The 17,028-nt window shown below is 68.1% G+C and carries 14 protein-coding genes and 1 pseudogene; 10 read left to right on the top strand and 5 right to left on the bottom strand.

Features of this window, described 5'->3' with window-relative positions; translation table 11 throughout:
- Positions 1-109: 109 nt before the first annotated feature.
- On the top strand, positions 110-1,858 hold the full coding sequence (locus ACWCO2_RS28255) for an NACHT domain-containing protein (protein ID WP_450130813.1): 1,749 nt from the start codon (positions 110-112) through the stop codon (positions 1,856-1,858).
- Positions 1,859-1,971: 113 nt separating this feature from the next.
- On the opposite strand, the gene ACWCO2_RS28250 is transcribed toward ACWCO2_RS28255, so the two are convergent.
- Positions 1,972-2,274: an NAD(P)H-dependent oxidoreductase gene (locus tag ACWCO2_RS28250; protein WP_450130812.1), complete on the bottom strand. Its 303-nt coding sequence runs from the start codon at positions 2,272-2,274 to the stop codon at positions 1,972-1,974.
- Between the two features lie 363 nt (positions 2,275-2,637).
- Here ACWCO2_RS28250 and ACWCO2_RS28245 point away from each other — a divergent pair, with 363 nt between their 5' ends.
- The 4 genes from ACWCO2_RS28245 to ACWCO2_RS28230 all read left to right on the top strand — a co-directional run bounded on the left by ACWCO2_RS28245 (position 2,638) and on the right by ACWCO2_RS28230 (position 7,372).
- Positions 2,638-3,900, top strand: a complete 1,263-nt coding sequence (locus ACWCO2_RS28245) for an aminotransferase family protein (protein ID WP_450130811.1) — start codon at positions 2,638-2,640, stop codon at positions 3,898-3,900.
- 507 nt (positions 3,901-4,407) lie between these two features.
- Positions 4,408-4,920, top strand: a complete 513-nt coding sequence (locus tag ACWCO2_RS28240) for an ATP-binding protein (RefSeq protein WP_450130810.1) — start codon at positions 4,408-4,410, stop codon at positions 4,918-4,920.
- Positions 4,921-5,286: 366 nt separating this feature from the next.
- Entirely contained in the window at positions 5,287-7,116 is a 1,830-nt protein-coding gene (locus tag ACWCO2_RS28235) for a transketolase (RefSeq protein ID WP_450130815.1), read from the top strand.
- A gap of 61 nt (positions 7,117-7,177) precedes the next feature.
- Positions 7,178-7,372 (top strand): DUF2795 domain-containing protein, encoded by a 195-nt coding sequence (locus ACWCO2_RS28230; RefSeq protein WP_450130809.1) that lies wholly within the window; start codon positions 7,178-7,180, stop codon positions 7,370-7,372.
- Between the two features lie 23 nt (positions 7,373-7,395).
- On the opposite strand, the gene ACWCO2_RS28225 is transcribed toward ACWCO2_RS28230, so the two are convergent.
- Both ACWCO2_RS28225 and ACWCO2_RS28220 read right to left on the bottom strand, forming a co-directional pair.
- Complete coding sequence (locus ACWCO2_RS28225; RefSeq protein WP_450130808.1) at positions 7,396-7,674, bottom strand: DUF3040 domain-containing protein; 279 nt, start codon at positions 7,672-7,674, stop codon at positions 7,396-7,398.
- A gap of 232 nt (positions 7,675-7,906) precedes the next feature.
- Entirely contained in the window at positions 7,907-9,559 is a 1,653-nt protein-coding gene (locus tag ACWCO2_RS28220) for a collagenase (RefSeq protein ID WP_450130807.1), read from the bottom strand.
- A 338-nt stretch (positions 9,560-9,897) separates the two neighbouring features.
- Here ACWCO2_RS28220 and ACWCO2_RS28215 point away from each other — a divergent pair, with 338 nt between their 5' ends.
- From ACWCO2_RS28215 to ACWCO2_RS28205, 3 genes and pseudogenes are all read left to right on the top strand, one after another.
- Entirely contained in the window at positions 9,898-10,854 is a 957-nt protein-coding gene (locus tag ACWCO2_RS28215; RefSeq protein ID WP_450130806.1) for a LysR family transcriptional regulator, read from the top strand.
- Between the two features lie 117 nt (positions 10,855-10,971).
- Positions 10,972-11,994: pseudogene (locus tag ACWCO2_RS28210) on the top strand (MBL fold metallo-hydrolase).
- Positions 11,995-12,065: 71 nt separating this feature from the next.
- Positions 12,066-13,190 carry an amidohydrolase family protein gene (locus tag ACWCO2_RS28205; RefSeq protein ID WP_450130805.1) on the top strand — a complete coding sequence of 375 codons (1,125 nt, stop codon included), beginning with the start codon at positions 12,066-12,068 and terminating at the stop codon, positions 13,188-13,190.
- Between the two features lie 6 nt (positions 13,191-13,196).
- Here the strand turns inward: ACWCO2_RS28205 and ACWCO2_RS28200 are convergent, their stop codons facing one another.
- Entirely contained in the window at positions 13,197-13,337 is a 141-nt protein-coding gene (locus tag ACWCO2_RS28200; RefSeq protein ID WP_450130804.1) for a hypothetical protein, read from the bottom strand.
- A gap of 247 nt (positions 13,338-13,584) precedes the next feature.
- Between ACWCO2_RS28200 and ACWCO2_RS28195 the strand changes: the two genes are divergently transcribed.
- Positions 13,585-14,868 (top strand): MFS transporter, encoded by a 1,284-nt coding sequence (locus ACWCO2_RS28195; protein WP_450130803.1) that lies wholly within the window; start codon positions 13,585-13,587, stop codon positions 14,866-14,868.
- 22 nt (positions 14,869-14,890) lie between these two features.
- Positions 14,891-15,856 carry a phosphotriesterase family protein gene (locus tag ACWCO2_RS28190; RefSeq protein WP_450130802.1) on the top strand — a complete coding sequence of 322 codons (966 nt, stop codon included), beginning with the start codon at positions 14,891-14,893 and terminating at the stop codon, positions 15,854-15,856.
- Between the two features lie 34 nt (positions 15,857-15,890).
- Here ACWCO2_RS28190 and ACWCO2_RS28185 read toward each other — a convergent pair whose 3' ends face one another.
- On the bottom strand, positions 15,891-16,922 hold the full coding sequence (locus ACWCO2_RS28185) for an Lrp/AsnC family transcriptional regulator (protein ID WP_450130801.1): 1,032 nt from the start codon (positions 16,920-16,922) through the stop codon (positions 15,891-15,893).
- Positions 16,923-17,028 lie beyond the last annotated feature (106 nt).

The raw sequence follows: 17,028 nt of genomic DNA, 5'->3' as shown, positions 1-17,028 counted from the left end.
TGAAATTTTTTCTGTCATGGAATGAGCCTTCCTGAGTCACCGAATTGACTCGATCTTGGCCCATCCGTGGCTTACACGGTTGGAATGACACGGCCAATCCCGCCGGCTGGTGATTCTGGGCCGGGCCGGTGCGGGCAAGACCGTGCTCGCACATCGCCTCATCCTCGACCTGCTGAACAACACCGCCACCGGACCGGTGCCGGTGTTGTTCAGCATCAGCGACTGGAACCCCGCGACCGAGCTGCGGTCCTGGCTGGCCGAGTACCTCGTCCGCGACTTCCCCTTCCTGGACGCCCCGGACGCCGTTGGGAAGAAGCTGGCCGAGGTCTTCGTCTTCCGCGGGCTCATTCTGCCCGTCCTCGACGGGTTCGACGAGATCCCCGAGCGCCACCGTCCCGCGGCGGTCCGCCAGATCAGCACTCTGGACCTGCCGCTGATCCTCACTAGCCGCCCCGGCGAATACGCCCGCGCCGCCTATGAGATCAAAGCCGTCGGCGGCGCCGCGGCCATCATGCTCGAAGACCTCACTCTCGAGGAAACCCACGAGTATCTGCGGCAGAGCACCGGTAAACCCCGCGGCCCCGTCTGGGACGGGGTGTTCGAGCAGCTGCGCACCGCGCCTGAAGCTCGCGCGAGCCGGAACCTCACCACCGTGCTGACCAGTCCGCTGATGGTCATGCTCGCCCGCACCGTCTACAACGACAACCCGGGCCGCCACCCCGGCGAACTCCTCGACACCGGACGCTTTTCTGAAGCCGAGGACCTCGAAGACCACCTCCTCGACGTCTACGTCGACACTGTCTACACCCTCAGCAACGGCCCTCAGATATCACGACGACCGAACTGGAATCCCGAACAAGCCCACCGCTGGCTCGGCTACCTCGCCAACCACCTCGTCACACTCAAGACCCACGACCTCACCTGGTGGCAACTCCCCGCCACTCTCCACCACCACACCCGGATCCTCACCACCGCGGCCACCGGCGGGCTCCTAGGCTGGCTCGCTCTCGCACTCACAAGCGTGCCCGGCCTCTGGCTCAGAGAAGGGATCGCGGAGTGGCTCGCATACGTTCTCTGGAACGGGTTCCGGCTAGGGCTCGTGGTCGGGCTTGGACTCGGCCTCACTGCTGGGATCATCAAAGAAGTGGGATTCTCTCGCTGGCGTACCGGACGAGAACCAGAACGGCTGCGCCTGTCCTTGCGGAAGCGAGGCCGTGACAAGTCCTCCCTGTGGACATACATCAAGAAGTCCCTGCCCGAACTCATCAGCGGAGTCACTATCGGAGTCGCGTTCGGGCTCGCGTATGGGCTCGCGATGTGGCTCTCTACTGCGCCCCAAGAGGGGGCCGCGATCGGGTTCATAGACCACGTGCTCGGGCTCGTGCTCCAGCTCGTGTCCTTTTCCGTGTTAGGGCTCCTGGGCGGACTGCTGTACGGGCTCGTGAGCGTCGGTGTATCCGCTCTCGGAGACGATCACGACCCTCATGCCACCGACCCGTGGACACTCCTGACCCGTGACCGAACGGTCACACTGGTCCGAACGACCGCGTCTGTACTCACGTTCGGCATGGTGATCTGGTTCGCGGTCGGACTCCTGGCCGACTGGGACGAAGGTGTATTCGGGCTCGGGCTCGGGCTCGGGCTATTCGCCGGAGTGGTCCATCTGGTGCTCTCGGTGTGGGGAAGCTGGCTGCTGTTCGTACGCCTGTGGTTGCCGCTGACCGGCCGATTGCCGTGGCGCCCGAAGCGTTTCCTCGAAGACGCCCATGACCGCGGCGTACTGCGGAGAACAGGTGCGGTCTACCAGTTCCGCCATGCACGGCTCCGTGACCACCTCGCCACACAAGACCGGAGCTAGCCGGAGAGTCCCTGGAGAGCAGCACCCGGGCATCGAGCGGTTCGAATGCACGCTCGGCGGCTATCACTCAGCACTTCCCAAGTCCCACCACCAGCTTCGGAGACGGGAACCGATCAACAACAGCGCGGGATCGGCGGCAGCAGGTCCAGGAAGGACTTGAGCAGGCCGGAGTAGCTCGCCTTGTAGATCTGGGTGGCCAGCACGATCCCGTCGGCCGCGGCGACCGCGGCGGTGGCTTCGGCGATGGCCGGGGCCCGGGTGTCGGCGCTGAACAGAGCGTCCGCCGGGAGGGTTCGGACGCGCAGGTGCTCGACGCTGCGGCCGGCGGCGGACAGACGCTGGGCGATGTGCTCGCCAATCCGCTCGGTCTTCGATGTGCGCGACAGACTGCCGGAAATCACTAGAACTCTGGGCACGCGTGCTCTCCGGATTAGAAATCCTCCATTGTGGACTGATTCGCGCTTTCCGCTCAGATGCGCGGAACTCCGGATCGACATGCCTGGGCGCAGACGCGCCGGAATTCGACGTGCCGCTGCCTGGTGAGCACCGGGAACATCACGGATCAATCGTCGACTTCGCACCGTTCGGGTGTCAACGTTTCCCAGCAGCCGGGAGCAGCCCCGCCAAGACCACAGTGGACGGACCACCGGTCGAGCACGGAGCGTGATCGCACGGGGTGTCGAATATGGCCAATCCGCGGGCTCGACTTCGGCGTTTTGGCACTGGCGCACCGGCGGGTCGCGGGGAAAGCTGGGGGCGCGACACCGAAGGAGGAACGCATGTCGACAGCACCGCGCAGCACTGCGCTGTGGCACCCGTTCGCGGACATGTTCGAGGTCAAGTCCAGCCAGTTCTCGGTCAACCGAGCCGAGGGCGTCTGGGTCTACGACCAGGACGGACGCCAGTACCTCGACGGCACCGCGAGCCTGTGGTATGCCAACGTGGGACACGGCCGCGCCGAGATCGCCGAGGCGGCGGCCGCGCAGATGCGCACGCTCGAGTCCTACTTCGTGTTCAACGACTTCACCAACCCGCCGTCCGAAGAGCTGGCCGACCGGCTCGCACAGCTCGCGCCGGTGGACGACGCGAAGATCTTCCTCACCACCGGTGGCGGCGAGTCGATCGACACCGCCGCCAAGCTGGCCCGGCAGTACTGGGCGCAGCGCGGGCAGCCGCAGCGCACGCACATCATCAGCCGTGGCAACGCCTACCACGGCACCAACGGCATGGGCACCAGCATCGGCGGCATCGATGTCAACCGGGCCGGGTTCGGTGACCTGGTCCCGGAGACCACCCGCGTGGCGCACGACGACGCCGAAGCCCTGCGGGAGGCCATCGAGAGCATCGGCGCCGACCGGGTCGCGGCGTTCTTCGCTGAGCCGGTGATCGGCGCGGGCGGCCTCTACCCGCCAGAGCCGGGCTACTTGGAAGCGGTGGCCAAGCTGTGCGCCGAGCACGAGATCCTGTTCGTGGCCGACTCGGTGATCTGCGGCTTCGGCCGCGTCGGCAGCTGGTTCGGCGTCGAGCGCTGGGGCCTGCGGCCGGACATGATCACCTTCGCCAAGGGCGTGACCAGTGGATACCTGCCGCTGGGCGGTGTGATCGTGTCCGATCGCGTGGCCGAGCCGTTCTGGGAGCACCCCGGCCGCGTGTTCCGGCACGGCGCGACCTACTCCGGGCACCCCACGGTCGCGGCCGCGGCGCTGGCCAACCTCGACATCCTGGAGCGGGAGAAGCTGCTGCAGCGCGCTGACGAGCTGGAGCGTCCACTGCACGACGCTCTGCTGCAGCTCGCCGACCACCCCGCCGTGGGCGAGGTGCGCGGTGGCGTAGGACTGCTGGGCGCGGTCGAGCTGGCGCCGGAGGTGCTGGCCGCCGACCCGGGCGCCGTCGGTCGCGCGCAGAAGGCGATCCGCGAGCTCGGCGTCATCGTGCGACCGCTGGGCAAGGCACTGGCGGTGTCGCCGCCGCTGACCATCGCCGAGTCCGAGATCGAACTGCTCGGCAAAGCGCTCAAGGAAGGGCTTGACACCATCGGATGACCTCGTCGGGGTGAATGCGAAGCGCTCGCATTCACCCCGAGCCGGGGCGATTCCACTCCGCCCATTCAGCGGCTGGACATCGGGCACTCATCTACCTGGAATATTCCCGTTGCAGAAAAGATACGCGGCAGCCTGTACCAGACCGGATCCGTGACGTACGTTTTTGTTCAGCCTGTTGTCGCGGCCGTTGGCGCACCTTTTCGACACCATCTGCCGCGGCATCGAAAGATGCTGCGCTGCAACGCGATCGGCAGTCAAACGTCCACAGCAGACCCATCGAGGGATGTCGATATGCACCGAGTCACGTGAGGCTCGCACCGCGACACCCGGCCGGGGCGCCGGGCAGCGCGTGGTGCACGCCTCGGAGAAATCGACATTCCCCGGAGCCGGCCCGGTGAGCAGTCACTGAAAACAACCGCCCCTGTGTACGCGCCGCCCGAACGAGTTGGCAAAATAAGGCTTCCGGGTGACGACGCGCAGCGGACGCGGATGGAGGACGACAGCCAGGTGAAGACCCAAACCGCACAAGTCGACGACCTTCGACTCATTGCACTGCCCAGCGCGGTCAGCTGCGCCGAGATGTTCGTCCGGTTCACCCTCGCCGAATGGGCTCTACGCGATCTGGTCGACGAGACCACGCAGCTTACGACCGCCCTGGTCACCGCGGCCGTGGACAACGCGAACCAGGACTCGGCGGGCTTCATCACCGTGCGCCTGCGGCTCAGCGGGGACAGACTCCTCGCCGAGGTCGAGGACGAGCAGGCCACCCTCCCACCGGCGCTGGCGCCCGGGTTCGCCGGTGGCCGTTGCGGTTCGACCGCCCTTCGCGGCGGCGGCAGCGTCGTGTGGTGCGAGGTGCCGCTCCCGGGTGGGGTCTCGGCGGACGCGGTCCCGCTCCCCCGCCGTTCCAAGACCAAGCGCAACCCGATGGCCGAACACCCGACCGAGGAAACCGCCGAGATCGACCCCGAGGTCGTCAAGCGCCTGCTCTCCGGCCTCTCCAACAACGACCTGCACTGATCAGAGCTGGTCATGCACGTGAGCACTTTGGATCGCTATGGCGACCCAAAGTGCTCACGTGCATTTAGCGGCCTGACGTGCTCGCCGGCCTTCAGGGCCTGTCTTTGACCCTGGTTCTTGTTCTTTTGCTTTGATGCGCCGCCAGGCGTTTAGCCCACCCTCGCAGCTTGCGCCGCCGCGGGTTCTCAGCGTTCGTCCTGGCGAGGACGGCCCCACTGCCGTGTATTGGCATACATCAAGTTGGGCACGCCGGAGTCCAGGCGGGCGCTGAGATTCCGCCACCCGCACCGCCACGCAAAAGGAGTGCTTCAGACTGGCGCAGGTGGCCGCGTTTCGGGGGTGGGCCAGGTGGGCACTTGGTGTGGCATGGACCACCTGAGCTTCCGCTTCGAGTTGGCGCAGCAACTGCGGGTGGACTCCGTGCGGTGCAGCAGTGCTGCCGGGTCCGGCCATCCCACCTCCTCCATGTCGGCCGCCGACTTGCTGGCCGGGCTGCTGGACGGACATCTGCGGCTGGACTTCGACCACCCGGAAGACCCCCGCAACGATCACCTGATCTTCTCCAAGGGGCACGCCTCACCCCTGCTGTACTCGTGCTTCAAGGCGGTCGGCGCGATCGACGACGCCGAGCTGATGACCTTCCGCGAGTTCGGCAGCCGGTTGGAGGGGCATCCCACGCCGGCCCTGCCCTGGGTCGACGTGGCCACCGGGTCGCTCGGCCAAGGGCTGCCGATCGGGGTGGGCGTGGCGTTGGCCGCGCAGCGTCTGGACCAGCTTCCCTACCGGGTGTGGGTGCTGTGCGGGGACAGCGAGATGGCCGAGGGCTCGGTCTGGGAAGCACTGGAGCACGCCGGGTTCGAGCAGCTGGACAACCTGATCGCGCTGGTCGACGTCAACCGGCTGGGCCAGACCGGGCAGACCATGCACGGCTGGGACCTCGACGCCTACGCCGACCGCGCGCGGGCCGCCGGGTGGCGAGTGCTGGAGATCGACGGCCATGACCCGGAGCAGATCGAGACCGCGCTGAAGGACGCCGAGGACGGCGACGGCCGTCCGGTCGCGGTGCTGGCGGCGACCAAGAAGGGCAAGGGCGTCGCCGAGGTCGAGGACAAACCAGGCTTCCACGGCAAGGCGCTGGTGCACCCGGAGGAAGCGATCCAGGAGCTCGGCGGGCTCCGCGACCTGCAGGTCACCCCGGCCAAACCCACCACCACCGCGAAGCCGCACGCCTTCGAGGTGCGCGGCGGCGGACTGCCCGCCTTCGAACCGGGCACCGAAGTCGCCACCCGCAAGGCCTACGGCGAGGCGCTGCGCGCGCTCGGCTATCGCCGCGGGGACGTGGTGGCGCTGGACGGCGAGGTGGGCAACTCGACCTTCGCCGAGATGTTCCGCGACGCCCACCCGGACCGCTACTTCGAGATGTACATCGCCGAGCAGCAGATGATGGCCGCCGCGGTGGGCATGCAGGTCCGCGGGTGGCGCCCGTTCGCCTCGACCTTCGCCGCCTTCCTCTCCCGCGCCTACGACTTCATCCGGATGGCCGCGATCAGCCGGGCCGACCTGTGCCTGATGGGCTCGCACGCCGGGGTCGCCATCGGCGAGGACGGGCCGTCGCAGATGGCGCTGGAGGACTTGGCCGCGTTGCGCGCGGTGCACGGCAGCACCGTGCTGTACCCGTGCGATGCGAACCAGACCGTGCGGCTGGCGGCGGAAATGGCCGACCGCCCCGGGATCAACTACATGCGCACCAGCCGCGGCGCCACCCCGGTGATCTACGCGCCGGACGAGGAGTTCCCGGTCGGCGGCTCCCGGGTGGTGCGCGAGGGCGACGACATCACGCTGGTCGGCGCCGGGATCACCCTGCACGAGTCGCTGCACGCGGCGGAGATCCTCGCCACGGAGGGCATCCAGGCTCGGGTGATCGACCTGTACTCGATCAAGCCGGTCGACGCCGAGACGTTGCGCCGGGCTGCGACCGAGACCCGCGGGCTGGTCACGGTGGAGGACCACTGGCCGGAAGGCGGGCTCGGCGAGACCGTGCTCAGCGCGCTGGCCGGGGTCGGCGCTCCGGTGCACGTGCTGGCGGTGCGCAGCATGCCGGGTTCGGGAACGCCGGCGGAGCTGCTCGGGCAGGCCGGCATCGACGCCGCCTCCATCGCCGCTGAGGCCAGGGAGCTGCTCAAAGCGCACCGCTGATTCGCGGTTCCAGCACGTGACGGACGGGTAGCCGGATGTCGTCTCAGCCAGGAGGCGAGTGATGGTGTCCGTACCCGATCGCGCAGAGCTGCTCCGGTTCCTCTGCCACGTCCGATTTCCGGCGACCAAGCAGGAGATCAACCAGCAGTGCGAGGCGCTGGGCGCTCCCGCCGCGCACTTGGCCCGCCTGCGGACGCTGCCCGAGTGCACCTACGTCGAGCCAGACACGGTCCTGCAGGCCCTGCCGCACCCGTGAATCGTCCATATCGGACACCTGGATCAGGTTCGTCCTTTTCGCCTGCCTCGCCACCAGAGGGCACCCGCGCTCGCGATGGTGACCGCGAACAGCGTGATCGAGCTCAGGATCAGTCCGCTCGCCAAGCACAGCGCGGCCAGCAAGACGAGGAGCGCGAACACCAAGAACACCAGCACCCGGCGAACTCCGGTCCAGTTCCGGCGCCCATCGAACCTCTCGAACTTCTCCGCCAGCCGAGGATCGCCGGACATCAGCGCCGATTCGATCTCGGCGAGCCTGTCCCGCTCATGCCTGCTCAACATGACGAGCTCCTAGCGACGTTCCCTTCGACCCCAAAGAGGTACCCGCCCCCCATCTGACTGAAGCCCCGGAAGGGCCCATACAGATTGGCACGGCGGAGTTCGCCGTCCCACGCGGCGACCGGGTGATTTTCCGTCACAGAGCGTGATCATCGACGACTACGCTTCGTCATCGACCGGGGTCGGGAGCGAACGGACTGCTCGTCTCGACGAACGGTCCGTTCGCTCCGACCGGTCACGGCGTCGAGCAAGCCCCCGCGGAGCACTCGGTCAGCCAGTTCGTCCAGTCCTGGTCGTAGCTCGTGCCGATGGTGCCGGTGAGGAACTCGCGGGCACCGGCCCAGTCGCCCTCGCGGTACGTCGCGAGCGCGTTGCCGAACTCGTCCGGGTGCCGCTCGAACATGTACCGCACCGCCAGGTAGCCCCACCGGTAAACGCGGTTGGTATCAGCGTTGTCGTAGGTGGTGTCCCACAGCTCGCTGAGCCGGTAGGTCTGCTTGCCGGCCTCCTCGATCGCCTCCGGGTAGGCCTGCTGGCGGTAGCTGTAGGAGATGTACTCGCCGATCCCCTCCAGCCACCACACCGTGGGCGTGCTGGTCGACTCCGCGAAGTCACCGTGCATGTTGAAGCGCCCGTCGAGGTAGTGGGTGTACTCGTGGTTGAGGTTCCAGATCTCGAAGTCCGGCCGCTCCCAGTCGGCTTCGTGGGCGATGAACCGGGCCTGGTTGCCGGGCTGGGCCGGGTCGCCCTCCAGGTACATGCCGCCGTTGTTGGTGTCGATGCCGTAGATCGCGCCCGCGTAGGTCTGGTAGTCGTCGCCGGAGTCGAAGACGACCACCTCGATGTTGGTGTTGTTGTCGTCGGCGACCGGCTGGCCGCCGGACTGGACCTTGTCGTGGAAGAACGCGTCTTGGCCAGTGAGGCTGGTGCAGGTGGCGTCCAGTTCTTCGGCGGACATCTGCTGGGCGCGGATGTCGATGCTCGGACCGCAGGTGTGCTGGACGGTCAGGACCGCGTCGATCAGCCGCTGCTGCAGATCGCAGGTGCCGTACTCGGCGCAGTTCTGGCCGTCGTAGAAGTCGACCATCTCGGCGATGCCCACCCACAGCGGCGCCGTCGGGCCGGTCAGCTCGCTCTTGCCGAGCAGGTCCTTGAGCATCGGCCGCACCTGGTCACGCAAGTCCTCGTGCTGGGTGAAGCGGGCGAGTTCGCGGCCCGCGTTGGCGGCCAGGAAGCCGCTGTCGGTGCCGAGCAGGTCGAGGTGCTCTGCGGCGAAGGTGTGCAGGGTTTCCAGGACGCTGGGGTCGGCGTGCACGGCGTCGACGAAGTCCGGGAACTGGTGCCCGCGGAACAGCACCGTGTAGACGTTGTTGACCGCGTTGAGCATCCACCAGTACTGGTCGTAGGACGAGTCGTAGGCGGTGAGCAGCCGCTTGACGACCGCCAGGTACCGGCCGTTCTCCGCGGAACTGTCGATGAGCGTCACGGATTCGGCGAGCACCTCGCCGCTCTCGTCGCTGACCGTCCCGGACTTCTCGTTGGCGAAGAACGCGTCCAGCGCGCCCTGGATCGCTGCCTTCAGCTCCGGGCCGTAGTCGCCAACGCTTTCCGGATCGCCGTACTGGACGTAGTAACCGGCGCGCAGGAACAGCACGAGTTGCGCGGTGCTCGTGCTGTTGTCACCGGGATAGGCAACGGCGTTGTCCCGGTAGGCGTTGGCGACGGTGACCATCTGCTCTTCCCGGAACGCGCCGTGCGCGTCCGCGCCGGAGAGGCTGAACAGCGTGTTGATGCAATCGGTGGCCGCGGCCTTGATTTCGCCGACGAGTTCGGCGCCGGTGGTGCCGGCGAACCGCGACGTGTCGCAGTCCGCCTGCGCCGACAGCATCGAAGGACGCGGCCGGAAAGGAAATTCCTGCGGTTCGGAGTGCTCACGGGGGTTGTCGGCCGGTAGTGGTGGGCGTTCGGAGGCGTCCAACACTCGGGGATCGACGGTTTTGCTTGTTGCGGCTGGGTTTTCGGCCAGCGCGGGTGCAGCGGGGGAGATCAGGCTCAGAGCTAGGGCGAGCAGCACTGCAGAACTCCGCCGACCGGCTGCACGTGGTGGTCTGATCGGCACGTTCGACCTCCTGGTTGGGGCTCGGGGTGGGAGAACGCGTGCACGCAAGGGGAATTCTTGCAGCCAGCAGTGATCTGGCGTCATAAGCCGCGATATAGAGTTCCGCTATGACGATCGAGATCCGCCAGCTGCGGATGATCTGCGCGATCGCGGAAACCGGCAGCATCACGCGCGCCGCGGCCCGGCTGGAGCTCACCCAACCTGCGCTGAGCAACCAGCTGCAGGCGATCGAGAAGATGCTCGGCGATCCGCTGTTCGTGCGCAGCAGAACCGGTGTGGTGCCGACGGATTTCGGCCGCCGGACCGTCGATCGCGCCCGGATCGTGCTGTCGGAAGTCGATTCCCTCTTCGGCGCGGCGGGCAGACCGTCGCCGTCGACCGATCCGCTGCACCTCGGATGCGCGCACCTGGCGTGCGTGCCCAGCGTCGTGGACCGGATGCAGGACGGCCGGCTGGGGCAGTCGGTGATGCTGCACGTCGAATCTTCCGCTGTAGTGCTGGCGGATTCGCTGTCCCAGGGGCGGTACGACGCGGGATTGGTTGCCAACGCTGAGGGTTTCTCCCTTGCGTTGGAACGACCGGTGATCAGCCGCATGCTCGTCCCCCGCTACCCGTGGTTCGTCGCGGTCGCCGCTGACCACTGGGCCGCCGACCGCGACGAGGTCCGGCTGGCCGATCTGGGCGACGAATCGTGGATCGGACCGCCCGGTGCCGACGACGGTTCGCTGGCCGTGTTCCGCGCCGCCTGCCTGGACGCCGGGTTCGAACCGCGGATCCAGTTCGAGGCACCCAGCGGCGGAGCGCGGGAACTCGTCGCGCGCGGCTACGGAATCCGGTTGGTGGAGCCCACCTTCGCCGTCCCGGAGGGCACCGCCGTGCTACCGCTAGCGGGTGATCCGCTGGTCGCCCGGCTGGCGGTGGCGTGGCGCCCGGACCGCCTGACCAGAACGCAGGCGGACGTGCTCTACCAGGACCTCGCGCAGGCCTACCTGGCGCACGTCCCGGACAACCCCGTCTTCCACCGCTGGTGGAACGCCCACCCCGAGGTCCACCCGGTCCCCTGAGCCGCGGCCCGAGTCCGCACCGGCACGACGTGGCACAGGGCACACTGACCGGTCGGTATGTCTGTGGTAGGTCTACTTGGACGCCCCTGAACAGGCGGCGGGCTCGGAGGTGTGGTCATGGGCGACGCGCGGCACGAGTGGATGCGGCCCGGTGCGTACGAGGTCGCGCCCGGTGTGCACCGGATCCCGCTCCCCCTTCCCAACGACGGCCTGCGGGCGGTCAACGTCTACGCGATCACCGACGGCGATGGACTCACCCTGGTCGACGGCGGCTGAGCGCTGGACGAGGCGCGCGAGCAGCTCACCGCCGGGTTGCGGCAGATCGGCGCTGGACTCGGCGACATCCGGCAATTCCTGGTCACGCACGCGCATCGCGACCATTACACGCAAGCCGTGGCCGTCCGGCGCGAGTACGGATCGCGGGTGCTGCTGGGCGAAGGCGAGCAGGACACGATCCGGAAGTTGATGGGTCCCGAGCACACGCCGCTGGACAAGCAGGTCGAGCTGCTCAACGCGTGCGGCGCGAAACCGGTGCGGGACGCGGTGATCGCCGCCCGCGGCACGAAGTACCGGTCGACCGACTGGGAAGAACCCGACGAGTGGATCATCGAGTCCACCGACGTCAGCCTGGCCGACCGACCGCTGCGCGCCCTGCCCACTCCCGGCCACACCCGCGGCCACGTGGTGTTCGTCGACGACTCGAGCGAGCTGCTGTTCGCCGGCGACCACGTGCTGCCGCACATCACCCCGTCCATCGGCTTCGAGCAGGCGCCCAGCGAATCGCCGCTGCGCGACTACATGACCTCGTTGCGGCTGGTCCGCGCGCTGCCGGACATGCAGCTGCTCCCCGCGCACGGCCCGGTGACCGACAGTGTGCACCAGCGGGTCGACGAGCTGCTGGACCACCACGACCGACGGCTGGCAACCACGGCCGAGGTCGTCGCGCGCGGTGCCATGACCGCCTACGAAGCAGCACGCGCGTTGACCTGGACCCGCCGCGAACACGCCCTGGACGACCTGGACCCGTTCAACCAGATGCTGGCGGTCCTCGAAACCTCGGCCCACCTCGACGTCCTGGTGCTGCAGACCAGACTCCGCACCGAGACCATCGACGGCGTCAAGCACTACGCCCCGGCTTGACCCGGTGTGGTCCACAGTTTCAATTGAAACTGTAGTTCCTCGTCGGGGAGCCGGGCGGATGCGGAGGACCGATGTCGACCGATGAGCTGGGCGCGGCCGTCGACGAGCTGCCGCTGGTGGACCACCACGTGCACGGCGCGCTCAGCGGTGAGGTCGACCGGGCCGAGTTGGAGATGCTGCTGACCGAGTCCGACCGGCCGGTTCCGCCGTGGATGACGCAGTTCGACTCACAGCTGGGCTTCGCCGTCCGCCGCTGGTGCGCGCCGGTGCTCGGTCTGCCGCCGCACGTCGATGCGGCGGATTACGTGGCACGGCGCGAAGAACTGGGCGTCCGCGAGGTCACACGCCGGCTGCTGACGGCCAGCGGTGTCGAGCACTTCTTGGTGGAGACCGGGTACAAGGGCGACACGATCCTCTCCCCCGCTGAGATGGCGTCGGCTTCCGGTGCGCGGGCGGACGAAATCGTGCGTCTGGAGACGGCGCTGGAGGACATCGCGCACGATGTCGGTGCAGCGGAACTGCCGGCGCACTTTCCGGAAGTGCTGGCGGAGCGCACGGTCGGCGCGGTGGGACTCAAGAGCATCGTGGCCTATCGCTTCGGTTTCGACTTCGACCCGCAGCGCCCGTCGAATGCCGAAGTCGTCGCCGCGGCAGACCGGTGGCTGCGCTCAGGTGGCGGGGTCGACGATCCGGTGCTGCTGCGATTCCTGCTCTGGTCCGGTGTCGACCGCGGCCTGCCGCTGCAACTGCACGCCGGGTACGGCGACCCCGACATCGACCTGCACCGCTGCGATCCGCTGCTGCTGACCCGGTTCATCGAACTCGTCGAACCGCACGGCGTGGACCTCGTGCTGCTGCACTGCTACCCGTACCACCGCAACGCCGGATACCTGGCGCAGGCGTTCCCCCACGTCCACTTCGACGTCGGCCTCGCGGTGAACCACACCGGCGCGCGCTCCTCCGCAGTGATCGCCGAATCCCTGGAACTCGCACCGTTCGCGAAGGTCCTGTTCTCCTCCGACGCCTGGGGCCCACCGGAGCTCCACCACCTCGGCGCGCTCCTCTGGCGACGCGGCATGCGCACCGCACTCGGTGAATGGGTGACCGCAGGCGATTGGTCCACATCGGACGCGATCCGGGTAGCGCGAATGATCGGGTGGGACAACGCCCGCCGCCTCTACCGCCTGGACGCATGACTGCGATCACCGGGACAGGTGCGCGGAGAAGAACCCGACCACGTGGTTCCGGATCGCGGGTACCGATTCGGCCGGGTCGATCGCGCCGACCAGCTTCGCCCGGTCCTCGGCGCTCATCAGCCCGGCGTCCTGTAGCTGCGGCACCATGCTTCCGTAGTCGGTGAGCACCCAGTGCGTGGCGTTGTCTCAGCGCGCCCAACAGGCTTATCTGCTCGTCGAGCTGGTCGGTTCGGCGCGGCCCGGAACGACGCACCGATGTCGAAATCCGTTGTGGACGGCAGATCCCGAGGTCTTGCGGCCCTCGATCGGCCGCCCTACGATCCCTGAAACTCGATCGATCGATCGAGTGGTTTGCGGAGAGCTGATCGAATCGGCTCGCGGCGGGAGTGATGGGATGCAAGGCACCAAGGAACTGCGTCGGGTGGCTTCCGCCGCGTTCGTCGGCACGGCGCTGGAGTGGTACGACTACTTCCTCTTCGGCGCCGCGGCCGCGCTGGTCTTCGACCGCGTGTTCTTCCCGGATCTCGATCCGAGCACCGGCCTGATCGCCTCCTTCCTCACCTTCGCGGTCGGCTTCGTCGTCCGGCCGCTGGGCGGAATCCTGTTCGGGCACATCGGTGACCGCTTCGGCAGACGCCGGGCACTGACCGCCACCCTGCTGATCATGGGGCTGTCCACCGGTGCGATCGGACTGCTGCCCGGCTACCAGCAGATCGGATTCGCGGCCCCGCTCCTGCTCGCCTTCCTGCGCTGCCTGCAAGGGATGTCCGCGGCCGGCGAATGGTCCGGCGCGACGCTCATGGCGGTCGAGCACGCGCCCGAAGGACGACGCGGCTGGTACGGCGCGATGCCGCAGTACGGAGCGCCAGCGGGCACCCTGCTGTCCAGCGGCGCGATGGCGCTGGCGACCCTGCTGCCCGACGAGCAGTTCTTGTCGTGGGGTTGGCGGGTTCCGTTCCTGGTTTCGTTCGTGCTGCTGGTGGTCGCCTTCCAGGTTCGGCGCCGGGTCGAGGAATCGCCGCTGTTCGAACGGGAATCCCGGGAGAAGGTGCCGGTCCTGGCGGTGCTGCGGGGCCACTGGCGGGAGGTCCTGATCGCGTTGTCGGCGACCATCGCCAACACCGGGGGCCTCTACCTGCTGACGACGTTCCTCGTCGGCTACGGCACGACCACCTTGGGGCTGTCCAGGCAGGTGATGCTCGCGGCGACGCTGATCCCGGCGGCGCTGGAGTTCGCGGTGATGGTGTTCAGCGCTCGGCTGACGGACCGGTTCGGCCCGGCCCGCATCTGCGTCTTCGGTTCGCTGCTCTCCACGGTCACCGCTTTCCCGGTGTTCCTGCTGGTCGACACGCGATCCCCGGCGTTAGTGGTGCTGGGGGCCGTCATCGGGATCAGCATGCTCACCGTCACCTACGCCGCGCTGGGCACCCTGCTCGCGTCGATCTTCCCGCCTCCGCTGCGCTACACGGGCGTCGCGATGGGCGTCAACCTCGCCGGGGTGGTCGGCGGGCTGCTGCCCTACTTCGCCACCCAGCTGCTCGTGGTGTCCGGCAACGCTTCTTGGCCCGCAGCGACGCTGCTGCTCACGATCTCGGTGTGGAGCCTGCTCGGCAGTCTCGCCGCCCAGCGCCGGACGCGCGCGGGAACCGAAGCACGGCAACCCGAACCAGCGGCCTGACCGCGACGAGAGGAAACCCAGCATGCCCAGCGTGATGACCGCATCAGGTTCGGTCGACCGGGATCGCCTCGGCCCGACCCTGCCCCACGAGCACCTGTTCATCAACCTGCTCCGAGAACGCCGCGGGGATGGCCTGATCGTCGACGAGCAGCTGGTCACCGAGGAGGTCGGCGCGTTCGCCGAGCTCGGTGGCGGCACGATCGTGGACCTGACCTCCGCCGAACTGACCATCGGTGCCGCGCCGGTTCCCAGCAACGACGCCACCGGCAGCACCCGCGACCCGCAGAACGTCCTGGCCATCGGGCGCGTCGCGAAGGCCAGCGGGCTCAACGTGGTGCTGGGCACCGGGCACTACCGGGACCCGTTCCTGGAGCAGGACTGGTTCGACCGGCACGACCCGGACCAGATCGCCGAGCACATGGTCCGGGACCTGACCGAAGGCTTCCCCGGAACCGACATCTCGGCGGGCATCATCGGCGAGATCGGCGCCGACAAGTGGTACATCTCGGCGGCCGAGGAGCGGTCGTTCCGCGCTGCCGCCCGCGCCCATCGCGCCACCGGGGCCGCGATCTACACGCATGCGGCGCGCTGGCCGGTCGGCCTGCCGCAGCTCGACCTGCTCGCCGAGGAGGACGTGGCGCCGGAGCGGATCGCGATCGGCCACTGCGACCTGGTCGAAAAGCCCGGCTACGCGCTGGAGATCGCACGCCGCGGGGCCTACGTCGGGATCGACACCATGTTCACGGCGAACCCGCACGAGGTGAGTCGGCGGGTGGCGATGGTGGTCGAGCTCGCACGGGCCGGTCATCTCGACCAGATCCTGCTGTCCCACGACGTGTGCGTGAAGTCGCAGCTCAGCGCCTACGGCGGCACCGGCTACGCCTTCGTGCAGACGGTCTTCCGGAAGGCCCTGCGCGAGGCCGGGATCGACGACGGCGAGTTCGAGCACATCACCGTCGCCAACCCAGCTCAGCTGCTCTGCGGATGACCAGAATCGAAACCGAGTTCAACGAGAGCGCGATTCACACGCTCGGGAGGTGGAGTTCGGCCCAGGGATCGGTGGGGACGGTTTCCGTGCTGCGCCCCAGGTCGTCCAGGATCCGGGACTGCCGCTTCGGTTGACGCAGGGTGATCGCGCGTTCCGCCAACGACAACGACGGCAGCTGAGCGACCAACCGCTCCTCCAGTCGGTGGCAGTCCTCCGGTGCGCGCAACCAGACGATCATGACCAGGTTGTGCTCACCGGTCACCGCAGCGCAGAACCGGATCTCCGGGAGCTTGGCCAGTGCCCGGCCCACTTCCGACAGCTCCTCGGCGGGCGCGTTCGCCCAGAAGATCGCCGACACAGGCCAGCCCGTGAGACTCTGCGCGACTTCGCAGCGGATCGACACCAGCCCTTGGTCGACCAGCTTCGCCAACCGCCGCCGCGCGGTCGACACGCTGGTCCCGGTCAGTTCGGCGAGCTCGGCCACGCTCCGCCGCCCATCGGTGCTCAGCGCGACGATCAGATCGCGGTCCTTCTCGGTCAGCACGCCCTGTTTCGCGCGCGGAGGCGCGTGCGCGGCCAGCTGCGCGCGCTGCGCTGGGGACAGCGCGTTGAGCCGCCACTGCACGCCTTCGCTGAAAACCGTCGTCGCGGTGTGCACACTCGTCCGCCGCACTCCCGGATGGTGGCTGAGCTCGTCGAGCACGAATCGCGACAGCGCGGGCAGACTCCGCGCGTTGATCAGCACCAGCAGGTCGCGACCGCTGCCCACGTGGTGCACCGAAACGACTTGCGGCAGCCGGGCAAGCAGGACCGCGAGCCGGTCCCGCTCGCTCGGCCGGCAGTCGATCTCCACGCATCCCAGCACGAACGCCGTCGGCGCGATCAGCCGCGCGTAAGCGGTCATCCACACCAGGCCCTGCTCGGTGATGCGCTGCCACCGGCGGGCGGCCGTGCTCGGATCCACCCCCAGCACCGAACCGATGACCTGCCAGGAACCACGCGGGGCGATCTGCACGGCGTTGACGAGCGACAGATCGACCTCGTCGAGGCTGGACGAATCTTGCATGCACGGACCTTCACATGACGATTTCCAGCAATCCAAGCAGCGCTTCTGGTGCGTTGTCCACCCTGTCGTGAACTGCGGGCGGCTGCCCGCGCTCGACTTCGCCCGG

Source organism: Saccharopolyspora sp. NPDC002376 (genome assembly GCF_053593195.1).
The sequence above is the reverse complement of the archived record's forward strand: the minus strand, read 5'-3'. Positions and strand labels throughout refer to the sequence as shown.

Bases quoted from the DNA above. Each gene is read 5' to 3' on its own strand.
- ACWCO2_RS28190 (WP_450130802.1), top strand. From the start codon at position 14,891: ATGCCCAGCGTGATGACCGCATCAGGTTCGGTCGACCGGGATCGCCTC.
- ACWCO2_RS28230 (WP_450130809.1), top strand. From the start codon at position 7,178: ATGGTGTCCGTACCCGATCGCGCAGAGCTGCTCCGGTTCCTCTGCCAC.
- ACWCO2_RS28220 (WP_450130807.1), bottom strand. From the start codon at position 9,559: ATGCTGTCGGCGCAGGCGGACTGCGACACGTCGCGGTTCGCCGGCACC.
- ACWCO2_RS28195 (WP_450130803.1), top strand. From the start codon at position 13,585: ATGCAAGGCACCAAGGAACTGCGTCGGGTGGCTTCCGCCGCGTTCGTC.
- ACWCO2_RS28205 (WP_450130805.1), top strand. From the start codon at position 12,066: ATGTCGACCGATGAGCTGGGCGCGGCCGTCGACGAGCTGCCGCTGGTG.
- ACWCO2_RS28225 (WP_450130808.1), bottom strand. From the start codon at position 7,674: ATGTTGAGCAGGCATGAGCGGGACAGGCTCGCCGAGATCGAATCGGCG.
- ACWCO2_RS28245 (WP_450130811.1), top strand. From the start codon at position 2,638: ATGTCGACAGCACCGCGCAGCACTGCGCTGTGGCACCCGTTCGCGGAC.
- ACWCO2_RS28185 (WP_450130801.1), bottom strand. From the start codon at position 16,922: ATGCAAGATTCGTCCAGCCTCGACGAGGTCGATCTGTCGCTCGTCAAC.
- ACWCO2_RS28215 (WP_450130806.1), top strand. From the start codon at position 9,898: ATGACGATCGAGATCCGCCAGCTGCGGATGATCTGCGCGATCGCGGAA.
- ACWCO2_RS28235 (WP_450130815.1), top strand. From the start codon at position 5,287: ATGGACCACCTGAGCTTCCGCTTCGAGTTGGCGCAGCAACTGCGGGTG.
- ACWCO2_RS28200 (WP_450130804.1), bottom strand. From the start codon at position 13,337: ATGGTGCCGCAGCTACAGGACGCCGGGCTGATGAGCGCCGAGGACCGG.